16 protein-coding genes and 2 pseudogenes are annotated in these 18,439 nt (G+C 63.1%); 11 read left to right on the top strand and 7 right to left on the bottom strand.

All coding sequences use genetic code 11. From position 1 onward, the window contains the following. Complete coding sequence (locus tag QMO80_RS00005) at nucleotides 1–1,185, top strand: DUF1501 domain-containing protein (protein ID WP_283198351.1); 1,185 nt, start codon at nucleotides 1–3, stop codon at nucleotides 1,183–1,185. Nucleotides 1,186–1,531: 346 nt separating this feature from the next. Here the strand turns inward: QMO80_RS00005 and QMO80_RS00010 are convergent, their stop codons facing one another. Beyond that, nucleotides 1,532–2,119 (bottom strand): hypothetical protein, encoded by a 588-nt coding sequence (locus QMO80_RS00010; protein ID WP_283198352.1) that lies wholly within the window; start codon nucleotides 2,117–2,119, stop codon nucleotides 1,532–1,534. A gap of 24 nt (nucleotides 2,120–2,143) precedes the next feature. Further along, on the bottom strand, nucleotides 2,144–2,530 hold the full coding sequence (locus QMO80_RS00015; RefSeq protein WP_071088984.1) for an acyl-CoA thioesterase: 387 nt from the start codon (nucleotides 2,528–2,530) through the stop codon (nucleotides 2,144–2,146). 287 nt (nucleotides 2,531–2,817) lie between these two features. Between QMO80_RS00015 and QMO80_RS00020 the strand changes: the two genes are divergently transcribed. The 4 genes from QMO80_RS00020 (at nucleotide 2,818) to QMO80_RS00035 (ending at nucleotide 7,319) form a co-directional block, all read left to right on the top strand. Continuing rightward, on the top strand, nucleotides 2,818–4,638 hold the full coding sequence (locus QMO80_RS00020; RefSeq protein ID WP_283198353.1) for a methyl-accepting chemotaxis protein: 1,821 nt from the start codon (nucleotides 2,818–2,820) through the stop codon (nucleotides 4,636–4,638). A 151-nt stretch (nucleotides 4,639–4,789) separates the two neighbouring features. Next, nucleotides 4,790–6,103: an extensin family protein gene (locus QMO80_RS00025; RefSeq protein WP_283198354.1), complete on the top strand. Its 1,314-nt coding sequence runs from the start codon at nucleotides 4,790–4,792 to the stop codon at nucleotides 6,101–6,103. Nucleotides 6,104–6,240: 137 nt separating this feature from the next. After that, nucleotides 6,241–6,588: a CAP-Gly domain protein gene (locus QMO80_RS00030; RefSeq protein WP_283198355.1), complete on the top strand. Its 348-nt coding sequence runs from the start codon at nucleotides 6,241–6,243 to the stop codon at nucleotides 6,586–6,588. Between the two features lie 110 nt (nucleotides 6,589–6,698). Then, nucleotides 6,699–7,319 carry a hypothetical protein gene (locus QMO80_RS00035; RefSeq protein WP_283198356.1) on the top strand — a complete coding sequence of 207 codons (621 nt, stop codon included), beginning with the start codon at nucleotides 6,699–6,701 and terminating at the stop codon, nucleotides 7,317–7,319. A 14-nt stretch (nucleotides 7,320–7,333) separates the two neighbouring features. Here QMO80_RS00035 and QMO80_RS00040 read toward each other — a convergent pair whose 3' ends face one another. After that, nucleotides 7,334–8,131: a class I SAM-dependent methyltransferase gene (locus QMO80_RS00040; RefSeq protein WP_283198357.1), complete on the bottom strand. Its 798-nt coding sequence runs from the start codon at nucleotides 8,129–8,131 to the stop codon at nucleotides 7,334–7,336. A 254-nt stretch (nucleotides 8,132–8,385) separates the two neighbouring features. On the opposite strand from QMO80_RS00040, the gene QMO80_RS00045 reads away from it, so the two are divergent. After that, nucleotides 8,386–8,781: an Ohr family peroxiredoxin gene (locus QMO80_RS00045; protein ID WP_283198358.1), complete on the top strand. Its 396-nt coding sequence runs from the start codon at nucleotides 8,386–8,388 to the stop codon at nucleotides 8,779–8,781. A 107-nt stretch (nucleotides 8,782–8,888) separates the two neighbouring features. Then, nucleotides 8,889–9,935, top strand: coding sequence for a DUF3095 family protein (locus QMO80_RS00050; protein ID WP_283198359.1), 1,047 nt, complete (start codon nucleotides 8,889–8,891; stop codon nucleotides 9,933–9,935). 200 nt (nucleotides 9,936–10,135) lie between these two features. Here QMO80_RS00050 and QMO80_RS00055 read toward each other — a convergent pair whose 3' ends face one another. From QMO80_RS00055 to QMO80_RS00065, 3 genes are all read right to left on the bottom strand, one after another. Next, nucleotides 10,136–10,537, bottom strand: coding sequence for an NUDIX hydrolase (locus tag QMO80_RS00055; RefSeq protein WP_283200253.1), 402 nt, complete (start codon nucleotides 10,535–10,537; stop codon nucleotides 10,136–10,138). Nucleotides 10,538–10,564: 27 nt separating this feature from the next. Next, on the bottom strand, nucleotides 10,565–11,062 hold the full coding sequence (locus tag QMO80_RS00060) for a MarR family winged helix-turn-helix transcriptional regulator (protein WP_283198360.1): 498 nt from the start codon (nucleotides 11,060–11,062) through the stop codon (nucleotides 10,565–10,567). Between the two features lie 144 nt (nucleotides 11,063–11,206). Further along, on the bottom strand, nucleotides 11,207–11,974 hold the full coding sequence (locus tag QMO80_RS00065; RefSeq protein WP_283198361.1) for a siderophore-interacting protein: 768 nt from the start codon (nucleotides 11,972–11,974) through the stop codon (nucleotides 11,207–11,209). A gap of 266 nt (nucleotides 11,975–12,240) precedes the next feature. Between QMO80_RS00065 and QMO80_RS00070 the strand changes: the two are divergent. The 3 genes and pseudogenes from QMO80_RS00070 to QMO80_RS00080 form a co-directional block, all read left to right on the top strand. Further along, nucleotides 12,241–12,856, top strand: a pseudogene (locus QMO80_RS00070) (O-methyltransferase). 244 nt (nucleotides 12,857–13,100) lie between these two features. Further along, the gene (locus tag QMO80_RS00075; RefSeq protein ID WP_283198362.1) at nucleotides 13,101–14,060 is read left to right on the top strand and encodes an acetylxylan esterase; all 960 of its coding nucleotides are present in this window, start codon (nucleotides 13,101–13,103) and stop codon (nucleotides 14,058–14,060) included. Then, nucleotides 14,057–14,692: pseudogene (locus QMO80_RS00080) on the top strand (esterase family protein); the annotation flags it as partial. The gene QMO80_RS00075 and the pseudogene QMO80_RS00080, both read left to right, overlap by 4 nt. Nucleotides 14,693–14,717: 25 nt before the next feature. Here QMO80_RS00080 and QMO80_RS00085 read toward each other — a convergent pair. Continuing rightward, nucleotides 14,718–16,343, bottom strand: coding sequence for a dihydroxyacetone kinase subunit DhaK (locus QMO80_RS00085; RefSeq protein ID WP_283198363.1), 1,626 nt, complete (start codon nucleotides 16,341–16,343; stop codon nucleotides 14,718–14,720). Nucleotides 16,344–16,811: 468 nt separating this feature from the next. On the opposite strand from QMO80_RS00085, the gene QMO80_RS00090 reads away from it, so the two are divergent. Then, on the top strand, nucleotides 16,812–18,257 hold the full coding sequence (locus tag QMO80_RS00090; RefSeq protein WP_283198364.1) for an MFS transporter: 1,446 nt from the start codon (nucleotides 16,812–16,814) through the stop codon (nucleotides 18,255–18,257). The last annotated feature ends 182 nt before the right edge of the window (nucleotides 18,258–18,439 follow it).

Here is an 18,439-nt window from a genome sequence, read left to right on the forward strand (position 1 = left end):
ATGACGCTGTCGATGAACAGGCTCTCGCTTTCCCGCCGCAGCTTTCTGACCTCGGCCTGCTGTCTCGCCGCCGCTCCCGTCTTCACGCCGGTCACCTTCGCGGCCATGCCAGGCGACAACCGCTTCGTCACCCTCGTGCTGCGCGGCGCGATGGATGGGCTGGATCTGGTGCAGCCCTATGGCGATGCCGGCTTTGCCGCGCTCCGACCGACGCTGGCGCTGACGCCAGATACCGGGCTTCTCGATCTCGACGGGCATTTCGGCCTCAATCCCGCCGCCGTCGATCTGATGCCGCTCTGGAAAAGCAAGGAGCTCGCCTTCGTGCATGCGGTGTCGACGCCCTATCGCGATCAGCGCAGCCATTTCGACGGACAGGACATGCTGGAATCCGGCGGCGAGCATGTCGCCGAGGAAAAGACCGGCTGGCTGAACCGGGCGCTTGCCGTCATTCCGCGCTCGAACGCGCGCAAGGCGATCGACGTCAATACCTCGACCGAACTGATCCTCTCCGGACCGAACGACGTCGATGTCTGGGCGTCGGATTCCAATCTGGCGCCGGCGCGTGACGAGATGCAATTCCTGGCGCGGCTCTATGCCGGCGATCCGCCGTTTGCCGCAGCACTCGCCGAGGCGACGCGGGCCGACAGCGCCGCGATGATGGTCGAGCCGGACGGTCAGCGCGGCGAAAAGGTTGCCGATGTGGCAGAGCTTGCGGCCAATATGCTGAAAGGCGATTACCGCATCGCCAGCTTCTCCATCACCGGCTGGGACACGCATATCGGCCAGGCCGGCCAGTTCAAGCGGCCGGCGCAGGATCTGGCGCAGGCGATCAACACGCTGAAGACGACGCTTGGGGCCGAGATCTGGGCAAAGACCGTGGTGCTTGCGATGACCGAATTCGGCCGGACCGCCCGTCAGAACGGCTCCGCCGGCACCGACCATGGCACCGGCGGCTGCGCGCTGCTATCAGGCGGCGCCATCAACGGCGGCCGCATCCTCGGCCGCTGGCCCGGCATCGGCGACGGCCAATTGCTCGACGACCGCGACCTGATGCCGACCGCCGACATGCGCGAGGTGGCGGCGGCGATGCTCTATCGGCAGTTCGATGTCGGCGTGGGCGATCTGACGGGGAAAATCTTTCCGGGGTTGGGGTTTGATAAGGGGTCGCAGTTTTTGAAGGTGTGAGGGGCGGCGATTTTCTTGCTCTTCTGAGTGACGGGCACTGTGCGGAGAGGCGGGGCGGCACGGCACCCGACCAGCCCTCATGGTGAGGAGGCCCGAAGGGCCGTCTCGAACCACGGGGGCGGGTGGCTTGGCGCCAAGCCAGCCTTGGCATTTGGCGAAGCGGGTGGCCAGCCTCGTCCTTCGAGGCCCCTGCGGGACGCCTCAGGATGAGGCTGTAGACAGGCGCGGGCTTGAGACGCAGATTTGTGGAGCAAGCCGCTGCCCGGCATCTTCGCTTCAAGCTCAGAGCGTTCGTCGCTGCAATCGATTCACTGGATCGATTGCTCGGGCTTTGCCCGCCCGCTCCTCACCCCAGCACATCATAAAGCCGGAAGATGAAGCTGACTTGGTAGGCCAGGTTGGCGATGACGAAGGTGGTGTGGAAGCGGCGGTTGGGGGTCCAGGCGGCGAGGGCGCACAGCAGGATGTAGGCGATGTTGCGGGCGGGATATTCCCAGCCGAGTGAGAGAATACGCTCCGGCCCCTTGATCGCCGTGTCGAGGATATCGACGGCATAGATAAGACCGAGGATACCGAAGAACCATTTGCGGCGGGAAATGAAATATTCCTCGTAGCCGCCATATTCGTCGAGCGATGCCGGGAAGAGCAGGGCGCAGAGCAGGAAGAACAGGCTGCAGAAGCAGACGAGGAAGAGATAGATGCCGAAGCCGATGGCCGGCACGGCCTGCAGGCGGTATTCCCACCACCAGATATGGACGATGAACAGGAACAGCGACAGCGCCCAGCCGAGATGAACGGCATAGACCTTCGCCTTGCCGGGATGCTGAACGATGCCGGCAACGCCGGTCAGGAGCCGCGCCAGCGAAAGGCTGATGACCATGGCCATCACCACCTTGATGTGAAGGAAGACCTCCGGCGAGCCGACCGTTTCCATCCCTTATCCCCCGGCGTTAACTTGTCACTCCGCGGGGACGATCTTCGGTTTGCCCTCTTCATCAAGCGCCACCATGATGAAGGTGCCGGCGGTGACTTTTTCCATCTTGGCGTAGCGGGAACGATGCGCCCAGGCTTCGACGATCAGCGTGATCGAAGTGCGGCCGACGCGGTCGATATCGGTATAGACCGACAGCGTATCGCCGATCTTGACCGGCAGTTCGAAGGCCATTTCCTTGACGGCGGCGGTGACGACGCGGCCCTTGGCGCGCTCGGCGGCGCGAATGCCGGAGGCAAGGTCCATCTGCGCCATGACCCAGCCGCCGAAGATATCGCCGGCCGGATTGGCATCGCCCGGCATGGCGAGCGTGCGCAGCGTCAGTTCGCCTCTTGGCTTGGCGGCATCGGTCATTGAGGGGTCTCCATCTGGTGCGGCATCGGCCGACGATTCACTGAGAGCACCCTAGTGCAAAGGCCATGGGCTGTAAAAGACGGCATAGGAGGGTGCTGCAGGCGGCTTGGCGGAAAATTGTTGTCGCCGTTGTCGTTTGAAATTTCATTCGATTTCAAGCCTTTGATTTCCGGCACCCAAGACTCACCTTACGTTATTTAATCATCTTCTCATTAAACTTTACGCTCCAGTAATTCCGCTGCTTCAGTATGTGCGCGAATTCACATAGAAGAATCGCCGGGAACCTCATGCGCAACATCAAGATTTCCACACGCCTTTACTGCCTCGTCGGCTTCACGCTTGCCGTGCTCGCGGCGACGATGGTGTTCTTTCTGAACTATTCCTATTCCGAGCTGCAGGCGGAGCGGAAGGCGGGGCTGGAGAAGATGGAGGCGACGGCGATCGGCATCTTCGACAAATATTACAAGATGGAGCAGGCGGGCACCCTGACCCGCGAGCAGGCCCAGGCGGCCGCCAAGGACGTGATCGGCGCGATGCGCTACGGCGCCGACGGCTATTTCTGGATCAACGACATGCATCCGACAATGGTGATGCATCCGATCAAGCCGGCGCTCAATGGCACCGACATTTCGCAGATGAAGGATCCGAACGGCAAGTTCCTGTTCGTCGAATTCGTCAACAAGGTGAAGAAGGACGGCAAGGGCTTCGTCGACTACTACTGGCCGAAGCCTGGCGCCGACGAGCCGGTGCTGAAATATTCCTATGTCGCCGGCTTCGAGCCCTGGGGCTGGATCGTCGGCACCGGCGTTTATGCCGATGACCTTGCCGCGCTCTATCGCCAGAATGCGATCTGGGCGGCGGTGCTCTGCCTACTCGGTGCGGCCGCCACGATTGCCATCGCCTATGCCATCGTGCGCAGCGTCACCGTGCCGATCGCCCGGCTGAAGACGGCGATGAACGCGATCGCCGCCGAAGAAGCATCGGTGGAAATCGCCGGCAGCGATCGTCGCGACGAAATCGGCCAGATGGCCAAGGCGCTTCTGGTGCTGCGTGATTCCGTCGACGAGCGCAGCGCGCTGCGCGGGCGGGAAGACGAGAGACAGCGGCAGATCGAAGACGAGCGCCGCGGCAACGAGGCAAGCCTGCGTTCGGCCTCCGAGCGGCAGACGCTTGCGATGCAGGCGCTCGGCGTCGGCCTGGAGAAGCTCGCCGGCGGCGACCTGACGGTTGCGATCGGCGACATCGGCGAGGATTACGCCAAGCTGAGAGGCGATTTCAACGCCGCCGTCGATGCGCTGAACGGCGTCATCCACGCGATCGCCGAATCGAGCCGCGTCGTCAACGAGAGCGCTTCCGACATCAGCGAAGCGACCGGCAACCTGTCGAAGCGGACGGAACAGCAGGCGGCCGCACTCGAAGAGACGGCGGCAGCGCTCGACGAGATCACCGCCACGGTCAAGACGGCATCCGAGCGGGCGAACGAAGCGCGCGAGATGGTGGCCGAGACCAAGGCGAGCGCCGGACGCTCCGGCGACATCGTCCGCAACGCGGTGACGGCGATGGGCCGGATCGAGGAATCGTCGAGCCGCATCAATCAGATCATCTCGGTCATCGACGAGATCGCCTTCCAGACGAACCTTCTGGCGCTGAATGCCGGCGTCGAGGCGGCGCGGGCGGGCGAGGCGGGCCGCGGCTTTGCCGTCGTCGCCCAGGAAGTGCGCGAACTCGCCCAGCGTTCGGCCAATGCGGCCAAGGAGATCAAGGAACTGATCAGCCGGTCGGCGACGGAGGTCGAGGGCGGGGTGGCGCTGGTTCGCTCGACGGGTGAGGCGCTGCTCGAGATCGAGGCGCTGGTCAACCAGGTTAACGATCACGTCGCCTCGATCGCGACCGCGGCACGCGAACAGTCGACCGGGCTGAACGAGATCAACGGTTCCGTCAACCATATGGACCAGATGACGCAGCAGAATGCCGCAATGGTCGAGGAGACGACGGCGGCAAGCCGCACGCTCGCCGACGAGAGCACCCAGCTGAAGACGCTGCTTTCGAATTTCCGCCTGCGCGGGGCAGGGCAATCGCCTGGAGCCCGGTACACACGGGCAGCGTGAGTTAAACGACAGATCAAAGGCCGCGAAAGCGGCCTTTTTCCCCTCCGTCGCGTTCAGATTGTGCCGGTAAGTTTTCATTCACCGTTTTTAACTAAAATTGGAGTGAGTTTTTTCTGTCACTGCCCAGTCGGCCTGCGGAAGCGATAAGAGTATGGCGTTTGTTTCCTTTCCACGGCGATCCCTTTTGCCTCTGCTGCTCTCGGTGGCGCTGACCACATGTTCGATCAGCGACGGGCTCGTGCCGCCAGCCAATGTCGACAGCGGAACCAGGGTCAGCTCGATCTCGCCGGCACGGGGCGCAGCCCGGATGGCGCCTGCCGTGCGCATGGCGCGTGCGGAGCGCCTCGCGCCCGCGGAAAGCCAGGCCTCCTATCCCGTCTCCAGTGCGCCCGTCGGCAACAGCCAGGGTTCCGTCGATTATCTCGACACGCCGAACCTTGCCGGCACCGGTCATGCCGCCCCAAAGGCGCAGAACGGGCGCAGGCTGCCGATGATCGACAGCGACGAGGCGCTGGCGGCGGGCCAGCCGAGCGACAATTGGGGCGGCACGCAGAACCTTGCGATCCCTTCCGGCGGCGTCAATATGGATGACGAACTCGGAGCTGAACCCGTCGTCGGGTTGGCGCAGGAGCAACAGCAGCAGATCGCCGAGGGCAATGCGACAGAGCCCGTCGTCGACGGGATCGGCACCGACAATCCGACGCAGCTGAACCAGTCCGCACCGCAGGCAATGCCGCAGCCGGCGGCACAGGCGCAAATGAGCCGGGCGCCCGCCTGGAACGACGGCAGCCCTGTGGTGGCGCCGACGCGCGTTCCGGAAGAGGACGAAAGCGAAGAGGTCGCGATGCTGCGGCCGAACAATCCGATGATGAGCGAGCCGGCAGCCCCCGTCGATCCGAGCGTCATGCCGGCCTCCGAGCTTGCCTGCCGGCGCGAGCTGAAGCGCATGGGTGTGCTCTTTGACGAGAAGCCGCCGATCTCGAACGGGCCGGCCTGCCAGGTGCCGTATCCGGTATCGCTGAAGGGGCTTTCCGGCAATATCGGCGTCAAGCCGGCGGTGACGCTGAACTGCCAGGTGACGCTCGCCTTCGCCAAATGGGTGAAGAACGAGCTGGCGCCGTCCGCCCGCTACCGCTACTGGAGCGGCATCAGAACGATCCAGCCGCTCGGAGGCTATTCCTGCCGTCGCATGAACAACAGCCGGCAGCGATACAATCCGATGTCGGAACACGCCCGCGGCAACGCCATCGACGTCGGCAAGTTCGTGCTGAAGAACGGCCACGAGATCGACGTGCGCAAGAAGGGGCTGTTTTCGCTGCGCGAGGGTCGGCTCCTGAAGGCGGTGCGCACCGATAGCTGCCGCTATTTCAACACGGTGCTCGGGCCGGGCAGCAACCCCGAACACTGGAACCACTTCCACTTCGACCTTCGCTCCCGCAAGAGCGGCAAGGTCTATTGCGACTGATATGCTTTGCCTTGAACCGTGCTGCGCGGGTGCGGCTGTTGTCGCGGCAAATAGGCCCGCTGGCAGAAAATGGTTCATCCCTGCCGTCCGGCGCGTTATAGATCGGTCGGGCGGTTTGCCGTTTGAGAGTTGGATCCATGAGCTATGATTTCCATGTCGGCCAGAAGGTCGTCTGCATCAACGACACCTTCAAGCATGTCAGCATCGACCAGCTCATTCGCAAAGGCGAGATCTATACGATCCGCTGGGTGGGTGAATACACCCATTATGTCGACGGCACGTTCATCGGGGTGAAGCTCGCGGAAATCCATCGCGGCAATGACGACGGGCCGGAAGGTTACGGTGCGGCCGACATGCCCTATCGCGCGACGCGCTTCCGGCCACTGGTGAAGGACAAGATCGCATCGCTGCGCAAGCTTCTGGCGCCGACGCCGGATGCACCGGTCGAGCCGAAGGAAAGGGTCAAGAAAAAAGAGAAGGTCTGAGGGCCGCTCCGGCAATATCCGCTTTTCCGGGTGTCATGCCGGTGACCGCGCGATTGTGCCGCCGTGTGGCCTGTGCGACAGTTCGTGCTGGACATGCCGAGGAGGGGCCGGTGCGGGTGATTTCGAAGATCCTGGCGCTTTGTGCCGCCATCGCTTTTGCTATTGCAGCAACAGGAACGGCGGCGGCCGATGCGCTTGTTTTCAACTATCACGGATGGCAGGTCGATCTCACCAATGCAAGGGGGGCGGAACCCGATCGGGAGATGGTCACGGCCGTCAAGCGGCAGCTCGACATCGTCGAGCATGTCGATCTGAAGCCCGACATTCTCAAGTTCATGCGGACGATCCGGATCTGGGCCAATCCCGCTGCTGCGGGTTTCGGGCCTGGCCATTACAGCAGCAAGACCGGTATCGACCTGCGCGTCAGGGGGCTCGAGCCCGACAAACCGATCATCCTGCATGAGCTTCTCCATGCTTATAACGACCGGATGCTCCCAGGCGGATTTGGCAATTCCGACATCAAACAATTCTTCAATAGCGGTCGGGCGCTCTGGCCGGGCGATTCCTATATGATGAGCAATGACCGGGAATTCTTCGCTGTGACGGCAAGCGTCTATCTGTTCGGCGATATCGACCGGCCGCCCTATTCACGCAGCCAGCTCAAAACCAACCAGCCGCGATACTACCAGTGGCTTGCCACGCTGTTCGACGACGGCCGGCCGCGATCCTGAAAGGCGCGATCCGATCAGGCGGGTTTTCTGCTGAGGAACAGCCCGGTCTCCTTGCTGACATCGAGCGCGCCGCTGCCTTGCCTGAAGGCATCGGTGATCGCGTGGCGGAAGCGGGTAAGCTGAGGCTCGTCGGCGCCTTCGCCGGGCGGATAGGAGGTCAGGGCCAGGAAGACATCCTCCGGCTCGGTAATCCGCATGCTTGCCGGATACTGCGACATGGCGACGTTTCCGAACTGTGACTGCATCATTTGCTCGGCGGCGGCGTATCCAAAGGCTTCGGCGGCCGGATCGGTCGGCGCGCTACCGAAGACGGTCGTCAGGCGATAGATTTCGCGCATGTTGCCGATGCCGTTGGTGGTGACGGCGAGAAAGCCGCCAGGCTTCAGCACCCTTGCCATCTCCGCGATGCCGGCGGCCGGATCGGGCAGGTGATAGAGCATGTGCATGGCGATCACGAAATCGAAGACGCCGTCCTCGAAGGGGAGTGCTGCGGCATCGGCCCGGCGGCCTTGAACGGAAGCGAAGGGCAGTGCGCTGCAGCGCGCCACCGCCTCGTCGACCATGCCCGACGAAAGGTCGGCGAGCGTCAGCTGCAGATCTTTCGGCAGAAGGCCTGCCGTTGCCGCCCAGAACCATGCCGGCCCACAGCCGACATCGAGCACGCGATCTCCCGGTTTCAGGGGCAGTTGCGCGGCAACCCATGGAAACCAGCCCGTTTCGGCGATGGTATATTCGGTATGGAGCCTGGCGCGGGCGGCAAGCTTGCGGCTGTCGCCATACTGCACTGCATTGCCTTCGGTTATGGAGGACATCTCAACTCCGCCTTCTCGTGAGGCCCCGAGCCTCGAGGCGGAGCCTATAGAGGGCTTCGTTCCCGGACAAGACGTGAATATGCGCAACCGGTCGAGCCTGCCTGCATGCCGCCCCCTGACGTTTTTCGTCTGCGCAAAATAAATCGGATCCGATTAAATCGGAATGTTGTTGACATCGAATTTGGCTCGGCGTATTAGAGCGCATCCGATTTAAGCGGATGCGCTACAAATGATCAAACCCGAAGGAGACGACAATGACTGAGAAGCTTCTTTTCGCCGGCAAGACCCATATCGCCGGCGGCCGTAACGGCTATGCACGCAGCAGCGACGGCACGCTCGACATCAAGCTGCCGCAGCCGCATCCGGCGGCCGAAAACCTGTTCGGCGCCGCTTGGTCGGCTTGCTATATCGGCGCCATCGAGCTCGCCGCCGCGCAGCGGAAGATCACGCTGCCAGCCGGTCCCGAGGTCGATGCCGAGATCACGCTCAACGGCGATAACGGCTCATATTTCCTGCGTGCACGGCTCGATGTCAGCCTTGCAGACATCGATCGCGAGATCGCAGAGGAACTGATCGAGGCAGCCCATGGCATCTGCCCCTATTCCAAGGCGGTTCACGGCAATATCGACGTCGAAACCAGGCTCGTCTGAACAGGAAGGGCCGGCCTCGCGCCGTCATCTTCAAGCGGGGGTCTGCCGATCGGCGGCAGACCCGTTTCTGAGCCGGCAGCAACCCCTGCCGATCCGGAGGATATGCCATGATCCACAGCAAGGCAGAGCAGCGCCAGGCCTATGATGAGTTTTCGCTTGTGCTCGATCCCGATGTCTACGAACCGTTGCCTGACGATTGGCTGATCGGCATCACCGACGTCGTCAGCTCGACCGCGGCGATCCGATCGGGGCGCTATGAAGACGTCAATTATGCCGGCGCATCGATCATCGCCGCCCTCGGCAATGCCTGGGGTTCGTTCGCTTTTCCCTTCGTGTTTCGCGGAGACGGAGCAGCCTTCGCCTTGCCGGCGAACGGCATCATGGCCGCGACATCGGCCTTGCGTGATGTCGCGGGCTTCGCCAGAACCGATCTTCATCTCGACCTGCGTGTCGGGCTCGTCACCGTCGGCGAAATCCGCGCCAACGGACGTGACGTCAGGATCGCGCGCTATGCCGCTTCCGAGAGCGCGACCTATGCGATGTTTGCCGGGGGCGGGCTCAAATGGGCGGAGCAGCAGATCAAGAATGGCCGGTTTCTGGTGAAGCCCGGCCGTTATGCGATGCGGCCTGACCTGACGGGCTTGAGCTGTGACTGGGCGCCGTTTCCGAGCCAGCGCGGCGAGATCCTGTCGTTGCTGGTCGAGCCTCGCGACCAGACGCGCCCGGAGGTCTTTGCGACGCTGGCGAAGCGCGTACTTGCGGTTTTCGATGCTGCGCCGCGCCGGTCCCATCCACTTTCCGGAGGGACGGCTAGGGCGAGAGGGCATGCGGAGCAGGTCAGCGCAAAACGCTGGTCGGAGGTCGCCTCCAATTCGGATTTCCGCAAGTTCGACGATGGCCTGCGCCTGACCCTGGACTGCACGCCTGAGCAGATCGACAGTGTCGAAGCCATCCTCATCGCGGCACGCGCACGCGGCGAGATCGACTTCGGACTGCACCGCCAGTCGCATGCGCTGATGACCTGCCTCGTGCCGTCGGGCCGCCCGGATTCGCACCTGCATTTCCTCGACGGAATGGGCGGCGGTTATGCCAAGGCGGCCGAGATGATGGAGGAGGGCGCTCTGGAGGATGTGGCGCGGTCGTGCGTGTTGTAGGCTGGGGTTAGCACTACCTGTCCTCCTTCATTCCTGTGCTTGTCACAGGAATCCAGTACGCCCAAGTCCTTGGGCGCGGGAGAATATTAAATATCACAAGGAGTCGTTCACCGCGCGGACGCGCGGTGGCTGGATTCCTGTGACGAGCACAGGAATGAAGGAGGGTGGGGAAGGCACTCTTCTTCATCGTGTCTTGCGGGTCACTCCCGCCTGAGCAGGTTTAGAAGCATTTCCCTGAGCTGAAGCGGCGCCAGCTCGGTTTCGCATTCTATCTCGGCGGCGGTAAACCATCTGAACGCGGTGTGTTCATCGCCGATAAGTCGCGGAGAGCCCTGCCATCGGTCGACGTGATAGACATGGAAGGCGGCGGATGCCCCCGGCGGGCTTTCAGAAACGAACTTTCCGGCAAACAGCCAGTGCTGCGGCGTCACGCCGATTTCTTCCAGCAATTCCCGGCGCATTGCCGTCTCGGCGTCTTCGCCGGCTTCGACATGGCCGCCCGGCAGGCTCCACCGATCCGGGTGCGTCCTGCGCTCCGAACTTCGCCTGGCGAGAAGAACGCTCCCATTCCCGATCAATGCGCCGATTGCGATCTCAGGCATGTCACCGAGTATCGACATGTGCCGCGATCATGATTTTTCCGGTTCGGCCTGCGCCCGCAGCAGGTTGTCGCGCAGCCGCGTCACCGATTTCTGCACGACCGGGAAATCGTCGCCGAGGCCGACGGCGTCGATCAGGACGGAGCTGGGATCGGTTTCGAGGAGATCGCGTCCTGCCGGTGTCAGGCTGACACGCACCTGCCGCTCGTCAGCGGGGTCGCGATGGCGGGTGATAAAACCCACCGACTCCAGCTTCTTGAGAATGGGCGTCAGCGTGTTGGATTCGAGGAACAGTTTTTCCCCCAGCATGCTGACCGTCTGATCGTCCGCCTCGGAGAGGGCCACCATGGCGATATACTGAGTGTAGGTCAGCCCGAGTGCGTCCAGGACCGGCTTGTAGGCGCGGCCGAAGGCGAGATTGGCCGAATAGACCGCAAAGCACAGGAAATTCGAAAGCTTACGGCCGTCCGCACCTGGGGCGGCGGGTGCAGGCATCTCGGGCAGTTTGGCGGTTTTGGAGGTGGGCATATGAATCCTATCAGCGCTCTGATTGCTTAGAATTATATATGTCGTATCCGATTAAATCGCAATGTAAATCCAGCTGCTTTCCAACGGCGTGTCCGGCCGTCGCCCCGGCTTGCGGAGCGGCGGCCAGCGTCGGCGTCCTACGGGTTAACCGAACTTCTCCGTCGTATCGGCCTTGCCGAATACCCAGTAGCCGGATGCCTTGATCCAGCTCAGCGGGTGACCTCGTTCCAGCAGATGGGCACGGATATCGCGGGTCACCGAGGCTTCCGCCGCGACCCAGACGAAGGTTTCCGGCTGGATATCGACCGCGCGCAGGAGTTTCAGCAGGGCAGCGGCGTCGGTCGCCTTAGAGAGAGGCCGGTGCGCCCAGTGGAGATCGAGGTCGGCTGGGGTGTCGAAGGTCTGCTCTTCCAGCGGGCCGGCGACGGCGGCAATGGCGGTGATGGTGGTTCCGGCCGCACTCTCCTCGATCCGGCGGCCGATCGCCGGCAGCGCGGTCTCGTCGCCTATCAGCAGCCATCGCGTCACCGCCTTCGAGACCACCGCGGAACCTCTTGGCCCGCCGATCTCGAGCCTGTCGCCGGGGCGTGCGCCGATCGCCCATTGCGTCACCGGGCCTGCCTCGTGCAAGGCGAAGTCGATGGTCAACATCCGCGCGGCATTGTCATAGCAGCGCGGCGTGTAGTCACGGCGTTCCTCTCCGCCATCGGCGGCGGGGACGAAGATCTTGATGTGGTCGTCGGGGGCAAGGCTGGTGAAATCGGCAAGATCGTCGCCGGTCAGGGTGAAGCGGCGCATGCCGGGGGTGATGTCGACGACGCTTTCGACCGTCAGTGCGCGCCGGCGCGTCTCGTGGCGCACCCGCTCTATGCCGGGGGGTGAAGTCTGCTCTTTGAATTGATTATTATCCATGTGTCCTCAGGAGCTTTTGAAACTCGATCCGCAGGACACAGTCGCGCAGATCGAAGCCGCAAAGCCGTTCGATCATACGCGTTGAGTGACGTTAACGCTTACGTGGCCGGGTGACCCGACCATTGACTGATTTGATGTAGTCGACCGTGGCGGCATGTGCAACCGCATCGAGGCTGCGAAACCCGATGATTGCCGAAGTTTAACTTTTCTGAGCCAGTTCGGTTGGGCAATGTCAGCCATCAATCGAGGACAGAAGGGCAGGGCCGATGGACAACCGGATCGAGGAAGTGCTCGACATCTATCACGGGATGATCGAGACGGAGCGCAGCAGCCCGCGCGAATTGCCTCCCGGCGGCCGTGACGGAGGGCAGGATCAGCGGCTGCGCGCGGTCGGACCGGAGACCGGGCAGTTCATCAATATTCTCGCCCGGAGCCTCCGGGCGCCGACCATTCTCGAACTCGGCACCTCCTTCGGCTATTCCGGGATATGGCTGGCGGAAGCCGCCCGTGCCTCCGGCGGCCGGCTGATCACGATGGAAATGCACGATTACAAGTCGGCCTATGCGCGCGACATGGCCGTCAAGGCGGGACTTGCCGACCATGTCGAGTTCAAGGTCGGCGACGCCGTCCAGATGATCGGCTCGCTTTCCGAGGGCATCGATTTCGTGCTCGTGGATCTCTGGAAGGATCTCTACCTTCCCTGCCTGAGGCCTTCTATCCCAAGCTCAATCCGAGCGCGATCATCGTCGCCGACAATATGATCCGGCCCGGGGGGAGGATGTGAGACGCTACGGCGAAGCCATCCGCGCCAAACCTGGCATATCAAGCGTGCTGCTGCCGGTCGGCAGCGGGCTTGAGGTCAGTCGTTTCGATCGAGGCTGAGGCGAAAAAGCGCGTAGCGGCGGCTTCATTTTCCCATGGCTCGGCGCCTAACGTTTCCGTGACACAAGCCGTGCCCTCTCTCCGCCCTCATCCTGAGGCGCCCCGCAGGGCCTCGAAGGACGGGGGCGGCCACCGGCGTCTCCTTCGCTAGTGACATGCTGCGGTAAGGTCCCCGGCCACCCGCTCGCTGCGCATGAGCGCACATCGTCTTGCATGGCCGTCGCTTTCACGCGACAAAGTCCGGATGAGCATTCCCACGACGCATCCCTTCGCCTTTGACCCGAGCTACGGCATGCGGGTCGAAGAGCTTCTCGCGATCGAGCCACCCGAGGAGCCTGATGGTTTCGACGCATTCTGGGAGGCGCGGTACCGGAAGGCACTGACGGTCGATCCGCAGCCGGCGCTTTCGCGCAGCGAACTCACCCATCCAGACTGGCACGTGCTCGACCTCGTCTATCTCTCCACGGATGCGTTCCGGATCGGCGGCTGGCTGTTGCTGCCGCGTCAGGGGCAGGTGCGGCGCGGCCTCATTGTCGGGCATGGTTACGGCGGGCGGGACCGTCCGGATTTCGAGCTGCCGGTCAAGGAAACGGCGCTGATCTTTCCCTGCTGCCGCGGGCTGTCGCTCAGTGCCCATCCGCCGATTTCGCAAAATCCCTCCTGGCATGTGCTGCACGATATCGACAAGAAGGACGCCTATATCATCGGCGGCTGCGTCGAGGATGTCTGGCTTGCCGTCTCGACGCTCGTCGCGGTCTATCCCTGGCTTTCAGGGCATATCGGCTATAGCGGCATCAGCTTCGGCGGCGGTGTCGGGGCGATGGCGATTGCCTATGATGACCGCATCGACCGCGGGCATCTCGCGCTGCCGAGTTTCGGGCACCAGCCGCTGCGCCTCAAGCTGCCGAGCGTCGGCAGCGCGCAAGCGGTGCAGGAATATCAGGCGGAACATGGAGATGTGCTGGAGACGCTCAGCTTCTACGATGCGGCGACGGCCGCGCGGCGGATCAAGGTGCCGATGCTGACGGCAGTGGCGCTTTTCGATCCTGCCGTAGCGCCGCCCTGCCAGTTCGCTGTCGCCAATTCGATACCGCAATTTAATGAAATCTTCATCCTGGACGCCGGGCATTTCGACTACCCTGAAAGTGCTGAGCAAGAGGCGGCTCTGCGCGACAAGATCGGACCGTTCTTCAGGGTGCCATGAACCGCGAATATCTCAGCTGGTACAGTCAGCGTCTGCATCGAGACATGGAGATGCTGGTTTTCGGCCATGCCGGCGCCAAGGTGCTGGTTTTTCCGACGCGGGAAGGGCGCTTTTTCGAATATGAGCAGCTCGGCTTGGTCGCGAGCCTTGCCGAGAAACTGCAGGCCGGCCATCTCCAGCTTTATTGCATCGAGGGCTTGGCGGCAGACAGCCTTTACGGTTTCCACCGCCATCCGGCCGAGCGTATTCGCCGGCATGCCGCTTTGGAGGACTATATCCTCAACGAGGTGCTGCCGCTGATGGCGGCGAAGAACCCGCATTGCTGCACTATCGTGCATGGGTGCAGCCTCGGCGCTTTCCAGGCGGCGAGCCTCGTCTTCCGCCATCCGCATCTCTTCCGCAAGCTCGTCGCCTTTTCCGGGCGCTACGATCTGACGATGAAAGTGGAAGCCTTCGGCGATCTGTTCGACGGCTATTACGACGACAGCGTCTATTACCACACGCCGACGCATTTTCTGCCAGGCCTCGGCGCGGACTGGCGGCTGGACAGGCTGCGCGAGATTGACATCGTGCTGACAATCGGCGATGCCGATCCCTTCCTCGACAATAACCGCTATCTCAGCCGGCTGCTTGGCGGAAGATGGCGGCGCTTTACGTCTAAGGACCTGCCACCACGGCGAAGGCTGCGGCAACCGCGACAGCGCCGGGATCGGCCACATCAGCCAGATCCCTTGCGCCGATATAGGACGAACGTCCGGCTCTCGCCTTGGTCATTGCCTTCGTCGATTCCGCGCCTGATGCCGCCGCCTTTGCGGCCGCTGCGACGCCGCCGGAGGCGAGCGCATGCAGCGCCGGCGAGAGCGCATCGACCATCGTCCGGTCGCCGACTTCGGCTCCGCCGTAAAAGGTCATCCTGTCGAGGCCGGCCAGAAGGGCTGCCGATATCTCTGATTTGTCGGCCATTGCCTTGGCTGCCGCGGTGAAGAAGATCGACAGCAGCACGCCGCTCGATCCACCCATGCTGGTGCCGAGGATATCGCCGATCGCGGCAAGGGTGGCCGCCGGCCGGTCGAGCGGCAGCGTGTCGAGGCGGGCGAGCAGGCTGCGGGCGCCCGTTGCGACGGTCGAGCCGGTATCGCCGTCGCCGACGCGGCCGTCCAGCCGGTTGAGCTCATCTTCCAGCGAGATCAGATGCTCGCAGAGTGCCGCGATCAGGCGCCGGTTGCCGGGGTGTTCGCCGGCTGCGGTTTCGGCGGTGGCCGTCCTCGGCGCGGGAATGATCGCGATCTCATGGCGCTCGACGGCCGGCATCCAGGCACGCGGTTCGACATCGGCGGTCAGTGCGGCCTTACGCTCGGTGTCGAGCGGGATCAGCGACAGCGAAAAGCCATTCATGTTGAGCGCGGTCATCATGGGCGCCGGGCCGATGGTCAGGCGGACGCGGCGGCCGAGCGGCGAGGAGAGTACTGCATTGGCGACGACGGCCATTTCGAGCGGCGGCACGGCGCCGAGATTGTTGATGAGGAGTGCATGATCGCCGGCATCGCCAAGCGTTGCGAGGCGAGCGGACATGGTGGCGACGATATCGGTGACCGGCTGCAGCGCGATGCGCTCGACACCCGGTTCGCCATGGATGCCGAGGCCGAGTTCGCCCTCGTTGGCGCCAAGCCGGTCCTCGTGCATTTGGCCGGGCACGCTGCAGCTGGAAAGCGACATGCCGAGCGAGACGATATCGCCGGCGGCACTTTTAGCCTTGGCCGCGACCGTTTTCAGATCCTCATCTCGTTCGGCGTGGTAGCCCGCGATCTTGTGGACGAACAGCGTGCCGGCGATGCCGCGCGCCTGGTTGATGCCGGGCAGGGCGATATCGTCGGCGACGATGACCATCTCGACATGGAAGCCTTCGGCGCGGGCCTTTTCGGCGGCAAGGCCGAAATTCAGGCGGTCGCCGGTGTAGTTCTTGACGATCAGCAGCGCGCCCTTCGCACCGGTCACCGCCCGGATTGCCGTCAGCACCGCATCGACGCTCGGCGAGGCGAAGATCTCTCCCGAGACCGCCGCCGTCAGCATGCCCCGGCCGACAAAGCCCGCATGGGAGGGCTCGTGGCCGGCGCCGCCGCCCGATATGATCGCCACCTTCGACTTGTCCCAGTCTCCGCGCAAGATCACCTTGATATCGGGAAAGCTGTCTAGGCGGGCAAGACGGCCCTTGCTGCTTGTCAGAAGCAGACCGTCCAAGGCTTCGATGACGATATTTTCTCTGCGGTTGAAGAAGTGTTTCATCGGTTGAGCCTCGTCCCTTGGTTTTCGTGCCGTCGTCCTGTCTTTTTGCCGGTCGCACGAGGCCCTGTCCACCGCCATTGCGATAAACCAGTTGCGCAGCGATCACCGCCGTGAAGGGTGAGGACAGGTGATACTTTGACGAATTGCAAAATTTCGTTCGCGAGCGTACCGATACGGCGAAATCTGGCCTCGCTGCGCAACGTACCTCAGGATAGGGAATTCATACCGCTCCTGTTTTCCCGGGAGCGGTTCAAACTTGGCCTCGCTTCGGCGAGGCCTTTTTCTTACGCCGCCCGCAGCATCGGGAATATTCCCGCGCAATGTGAGATTTAGCCTTTCCGGCCGGATGCAACAGGCGTATGCAGCCAGTGCGCGGTTCGTATCCGCGTATCCCCCGCGCGGCAGATTTCCAGTCAGCTTCCTTCCCGTTTTCCTGCCGCGGCATCCAGACTTTTCATTGGCAGATCGATGACAACGGCAGAGACGAGCGAGAATGGGCAAGAGGCGGCAAGCGGCCGCCAGGCGAAAATCGTGGCGCTGGTCGTTGCCGTTTCCTTCTTCATGCAGATCCTCGACGGCACGATCGTCGCCACCTCGCTGCCGCAGATGGCGGCGAGCTTTAACGTTCAGCCGGTGTCGATGAGCATCGGCATCACTGTCTACATGCTGACGATGGCTGCTTTCATTCCGTTGTCGGGCTGGCTCGGTGACAGGTTCGGTGCGCGCCGTATCTTCCTGATATCGATCGCCGTCTTTACTGCCGCCTCGCTGTTCTGCGGGCTGTCCGGCAGCCTGACGGAATTCGTGCTTTGGCGCGCCGTCCAAGGTGCTGGCAGCGCGCTGATGACGCCGGTCGGGCGCATCATCGTGCTGAAGAACGCCCGCAAATCCGAGCTCGTCCAGGCGATCGCGCTGATCACCTGGCCGGCGCTGACCGCACCCGTGGTCGGCCCGGTGCTCGGCGGCTTCATCACCACCTATGCCAGCTGGCACTGGAACTTCCTCATCAACATTCCAATCGGCATTCTCGGCATGGGCCTGGTGCTGCGCTTCGTGCCGGAGCAGCGGGAAACCGATCCCGGCCGGCTCGATCTCGCCGGCTTCGTTCTGAGTGCTGCAGGCCTGACCTTCCTGCTCGCCGCCCTGGAGCTTTCGGTCAAATGGGACGGCGGGCTTTTGCCCGTCACGCTGATGCTTGCAGCCGGCATCGTGCTGTCTGTGTTGGCGACCCGGCATTTCCTCGCCGTCGACAATCCACTGCTCGACCTGTCGGCCTTCCGCGTCCAGACCTTCTCGATGTCGACGCTGTCGGCGGGCACGGCCTGCCGGGTGGCGATCAATGCGACGCCGTTCCTGTTGCCGCTGCTGTTCCAGCTCGGCTTCGGGCTGAGCTCGATTGCCGCCGGCACCTATCTGCTCGTCTATTTCCTCGGCAATCTCGGCATGAAGACGGTGACGACGCCGCTCCTGCGCTTCTTCGGCTTCCGCACGGTGCTGGTGCTCAATGGGCTGATCGCCGCGCTTTCGATCGCCGCCTGCGGTTTCCTGTCGCCGGATACGCCGCAGCTTGTCATCCATGCGCTGCTTTTCCTTGCCGGCCTGTCGCGATCGATGGAGTTCACCGCGCTGAACACGCTTGCCTTCGCCGATATCGGCCCGGCGCAGCGAAGCTCGGCCTCGACGCTGTCGAGCATGCTGCAGCAGGTGTCGATGCTGCTCGGCGTCGCGGTGGCCGCGGCCGTGCTCAATATCGCCTCGGCTCTCAGGGGCGCCGACAATCCCGCGCTTGCCGATTTCCGCTGGGCTTTCGTCGTGGTCGGCGCGATCGGCGTCATCTCGTCGCTGCGCTTCCTGCAATTGCCGGCGGAGGCGGGGGCCGAAGTATCCGGCCATCGGAAATTCCAGAAAAATTAACCCGCCGACGGAAATGATCGGACCGCTCGGCGTCTCGGCATTTCATTTCAGCCTTTCCGTTTCCCGATCTCCTTCAACGGCTTCCATGGGATACTCTCCCAGGCCGGGGTCATGTTCTGAAAATGCCGGCTTTGCGACATCCTTCCTCCGCGCCGCCTGCGGCAAGGGCGAGGGACAACCGC

The sequence above is a fragment of the Rhizobium sp. BT03 genome (assembly GCF_030053155.1).
Taxonomy (GTDB): Bacteria; Pseudomonadota; Alphaproteobacteria; order Rhizobiales; family Rhizobiaceae; genus Rhizobium.

Coding starts and splice junctions, on each gene's coding strand:
- QMO80_RS00085 (WP_283198363.1), bottom strand. CDS start 16,343: ATGAAACACTTCTTCAACCGCAGAGAAAATATCGTCATCGAAGCCTTG.
- QMO80_RS00020 (WP_283198353.1), top strand. CDS start 2,818: ATGCGCAACATCAAGATTTCCACACGCCTTTACTGCCTCGTCGGCTTC.
- QMO80_RS00030 (WP_283198355.1), top strand. CDS start 6,241: ATGAGCTATGATTTCCATGTCGGCCAGAAGGTCGTCTGCATCAACGAC.
- QMO80_RS00045 (WP_283198358.1), top strand. CDS start 8,386: ATGACTGAGAAGCTTCTTTTCGCCGGCAAGACCCATATCGCCGGCGGC.
- QMO80_RS00015 (WP_071088984.1), bottom strand. CDS start 2,530: ATGACCGATGCCGCCAAGCCAAGAGGCGAACTGACGCTGCGCACGCTC.
- QMO80_RS00005 (WP_283198351.1), top strand. CDS start 1: ATGACGCTGTCGATGAACAGGCTCTCGCTTTCCCGCCGCAGCTTTCTG.
- QMO80_RS00090 (WP_283198364.1), top strand. CDS start 16,812: ATGACAACGGCAGAGACGAGCGAGAATGGGCAAGAGGCGGCAAGCGGC.
- QMO80_RS00025 (WP_283198354.1), top strand. CDS start 4,790: ATGGCGTTTGTTTCCTTTCCACGGCGATCCCTTTTGCCTCTGCTGCTC.
- QMO80_RS00065 (WP_283198361.1), bottom strand. CDS start 11,974: ATGGATAATAATCAATTCAAAGAGCAGACTTCACCCCCCGGCATAGAG.
- QMO80_RS00040 (WP_283198357.1), bottom strand. CDS start 8,131: ATGTCCTCCATAACCGAAGGCAATGCAGTGCAGTATGGCGACAGCCGC.
- QMO80_RS00060 (WP_283198360.1), bottom strand. CDS start 11,062: ATGCCCACCTCCAAAACCGCCAAACTGCCCGAGATGCCTGCACCCGCC.
- QMO80_RS00055 (WP_283200253.1), bottom strand. CDS start 10,537: ATGCCTGAGATCGCAATCGGCGCATTGATCGGGAATGGGAGCGTTCTT.
- QMO80_RS00010 (WP_283198352.1), bottom strand. CDS start 2,119: ATGGAAACGGTCGGCTCGCCGGAGGTCTTCCTTCACATCAAGGTGGTG.
- QMO80_RS00050 (WP_283198359.1), top strand. CDS start 8,889: ATGATCCACAGCAAGGCAGAGCAGCGCCAGGCCTATGATGAGTTTTCG.
- QMO80_RS00075 (WP_283198362.1), top strand. CDS start 13,101: ATGAGCATTCCCACGACGCATCCCTTCGCCTTTGACCCGAGCTACGGC.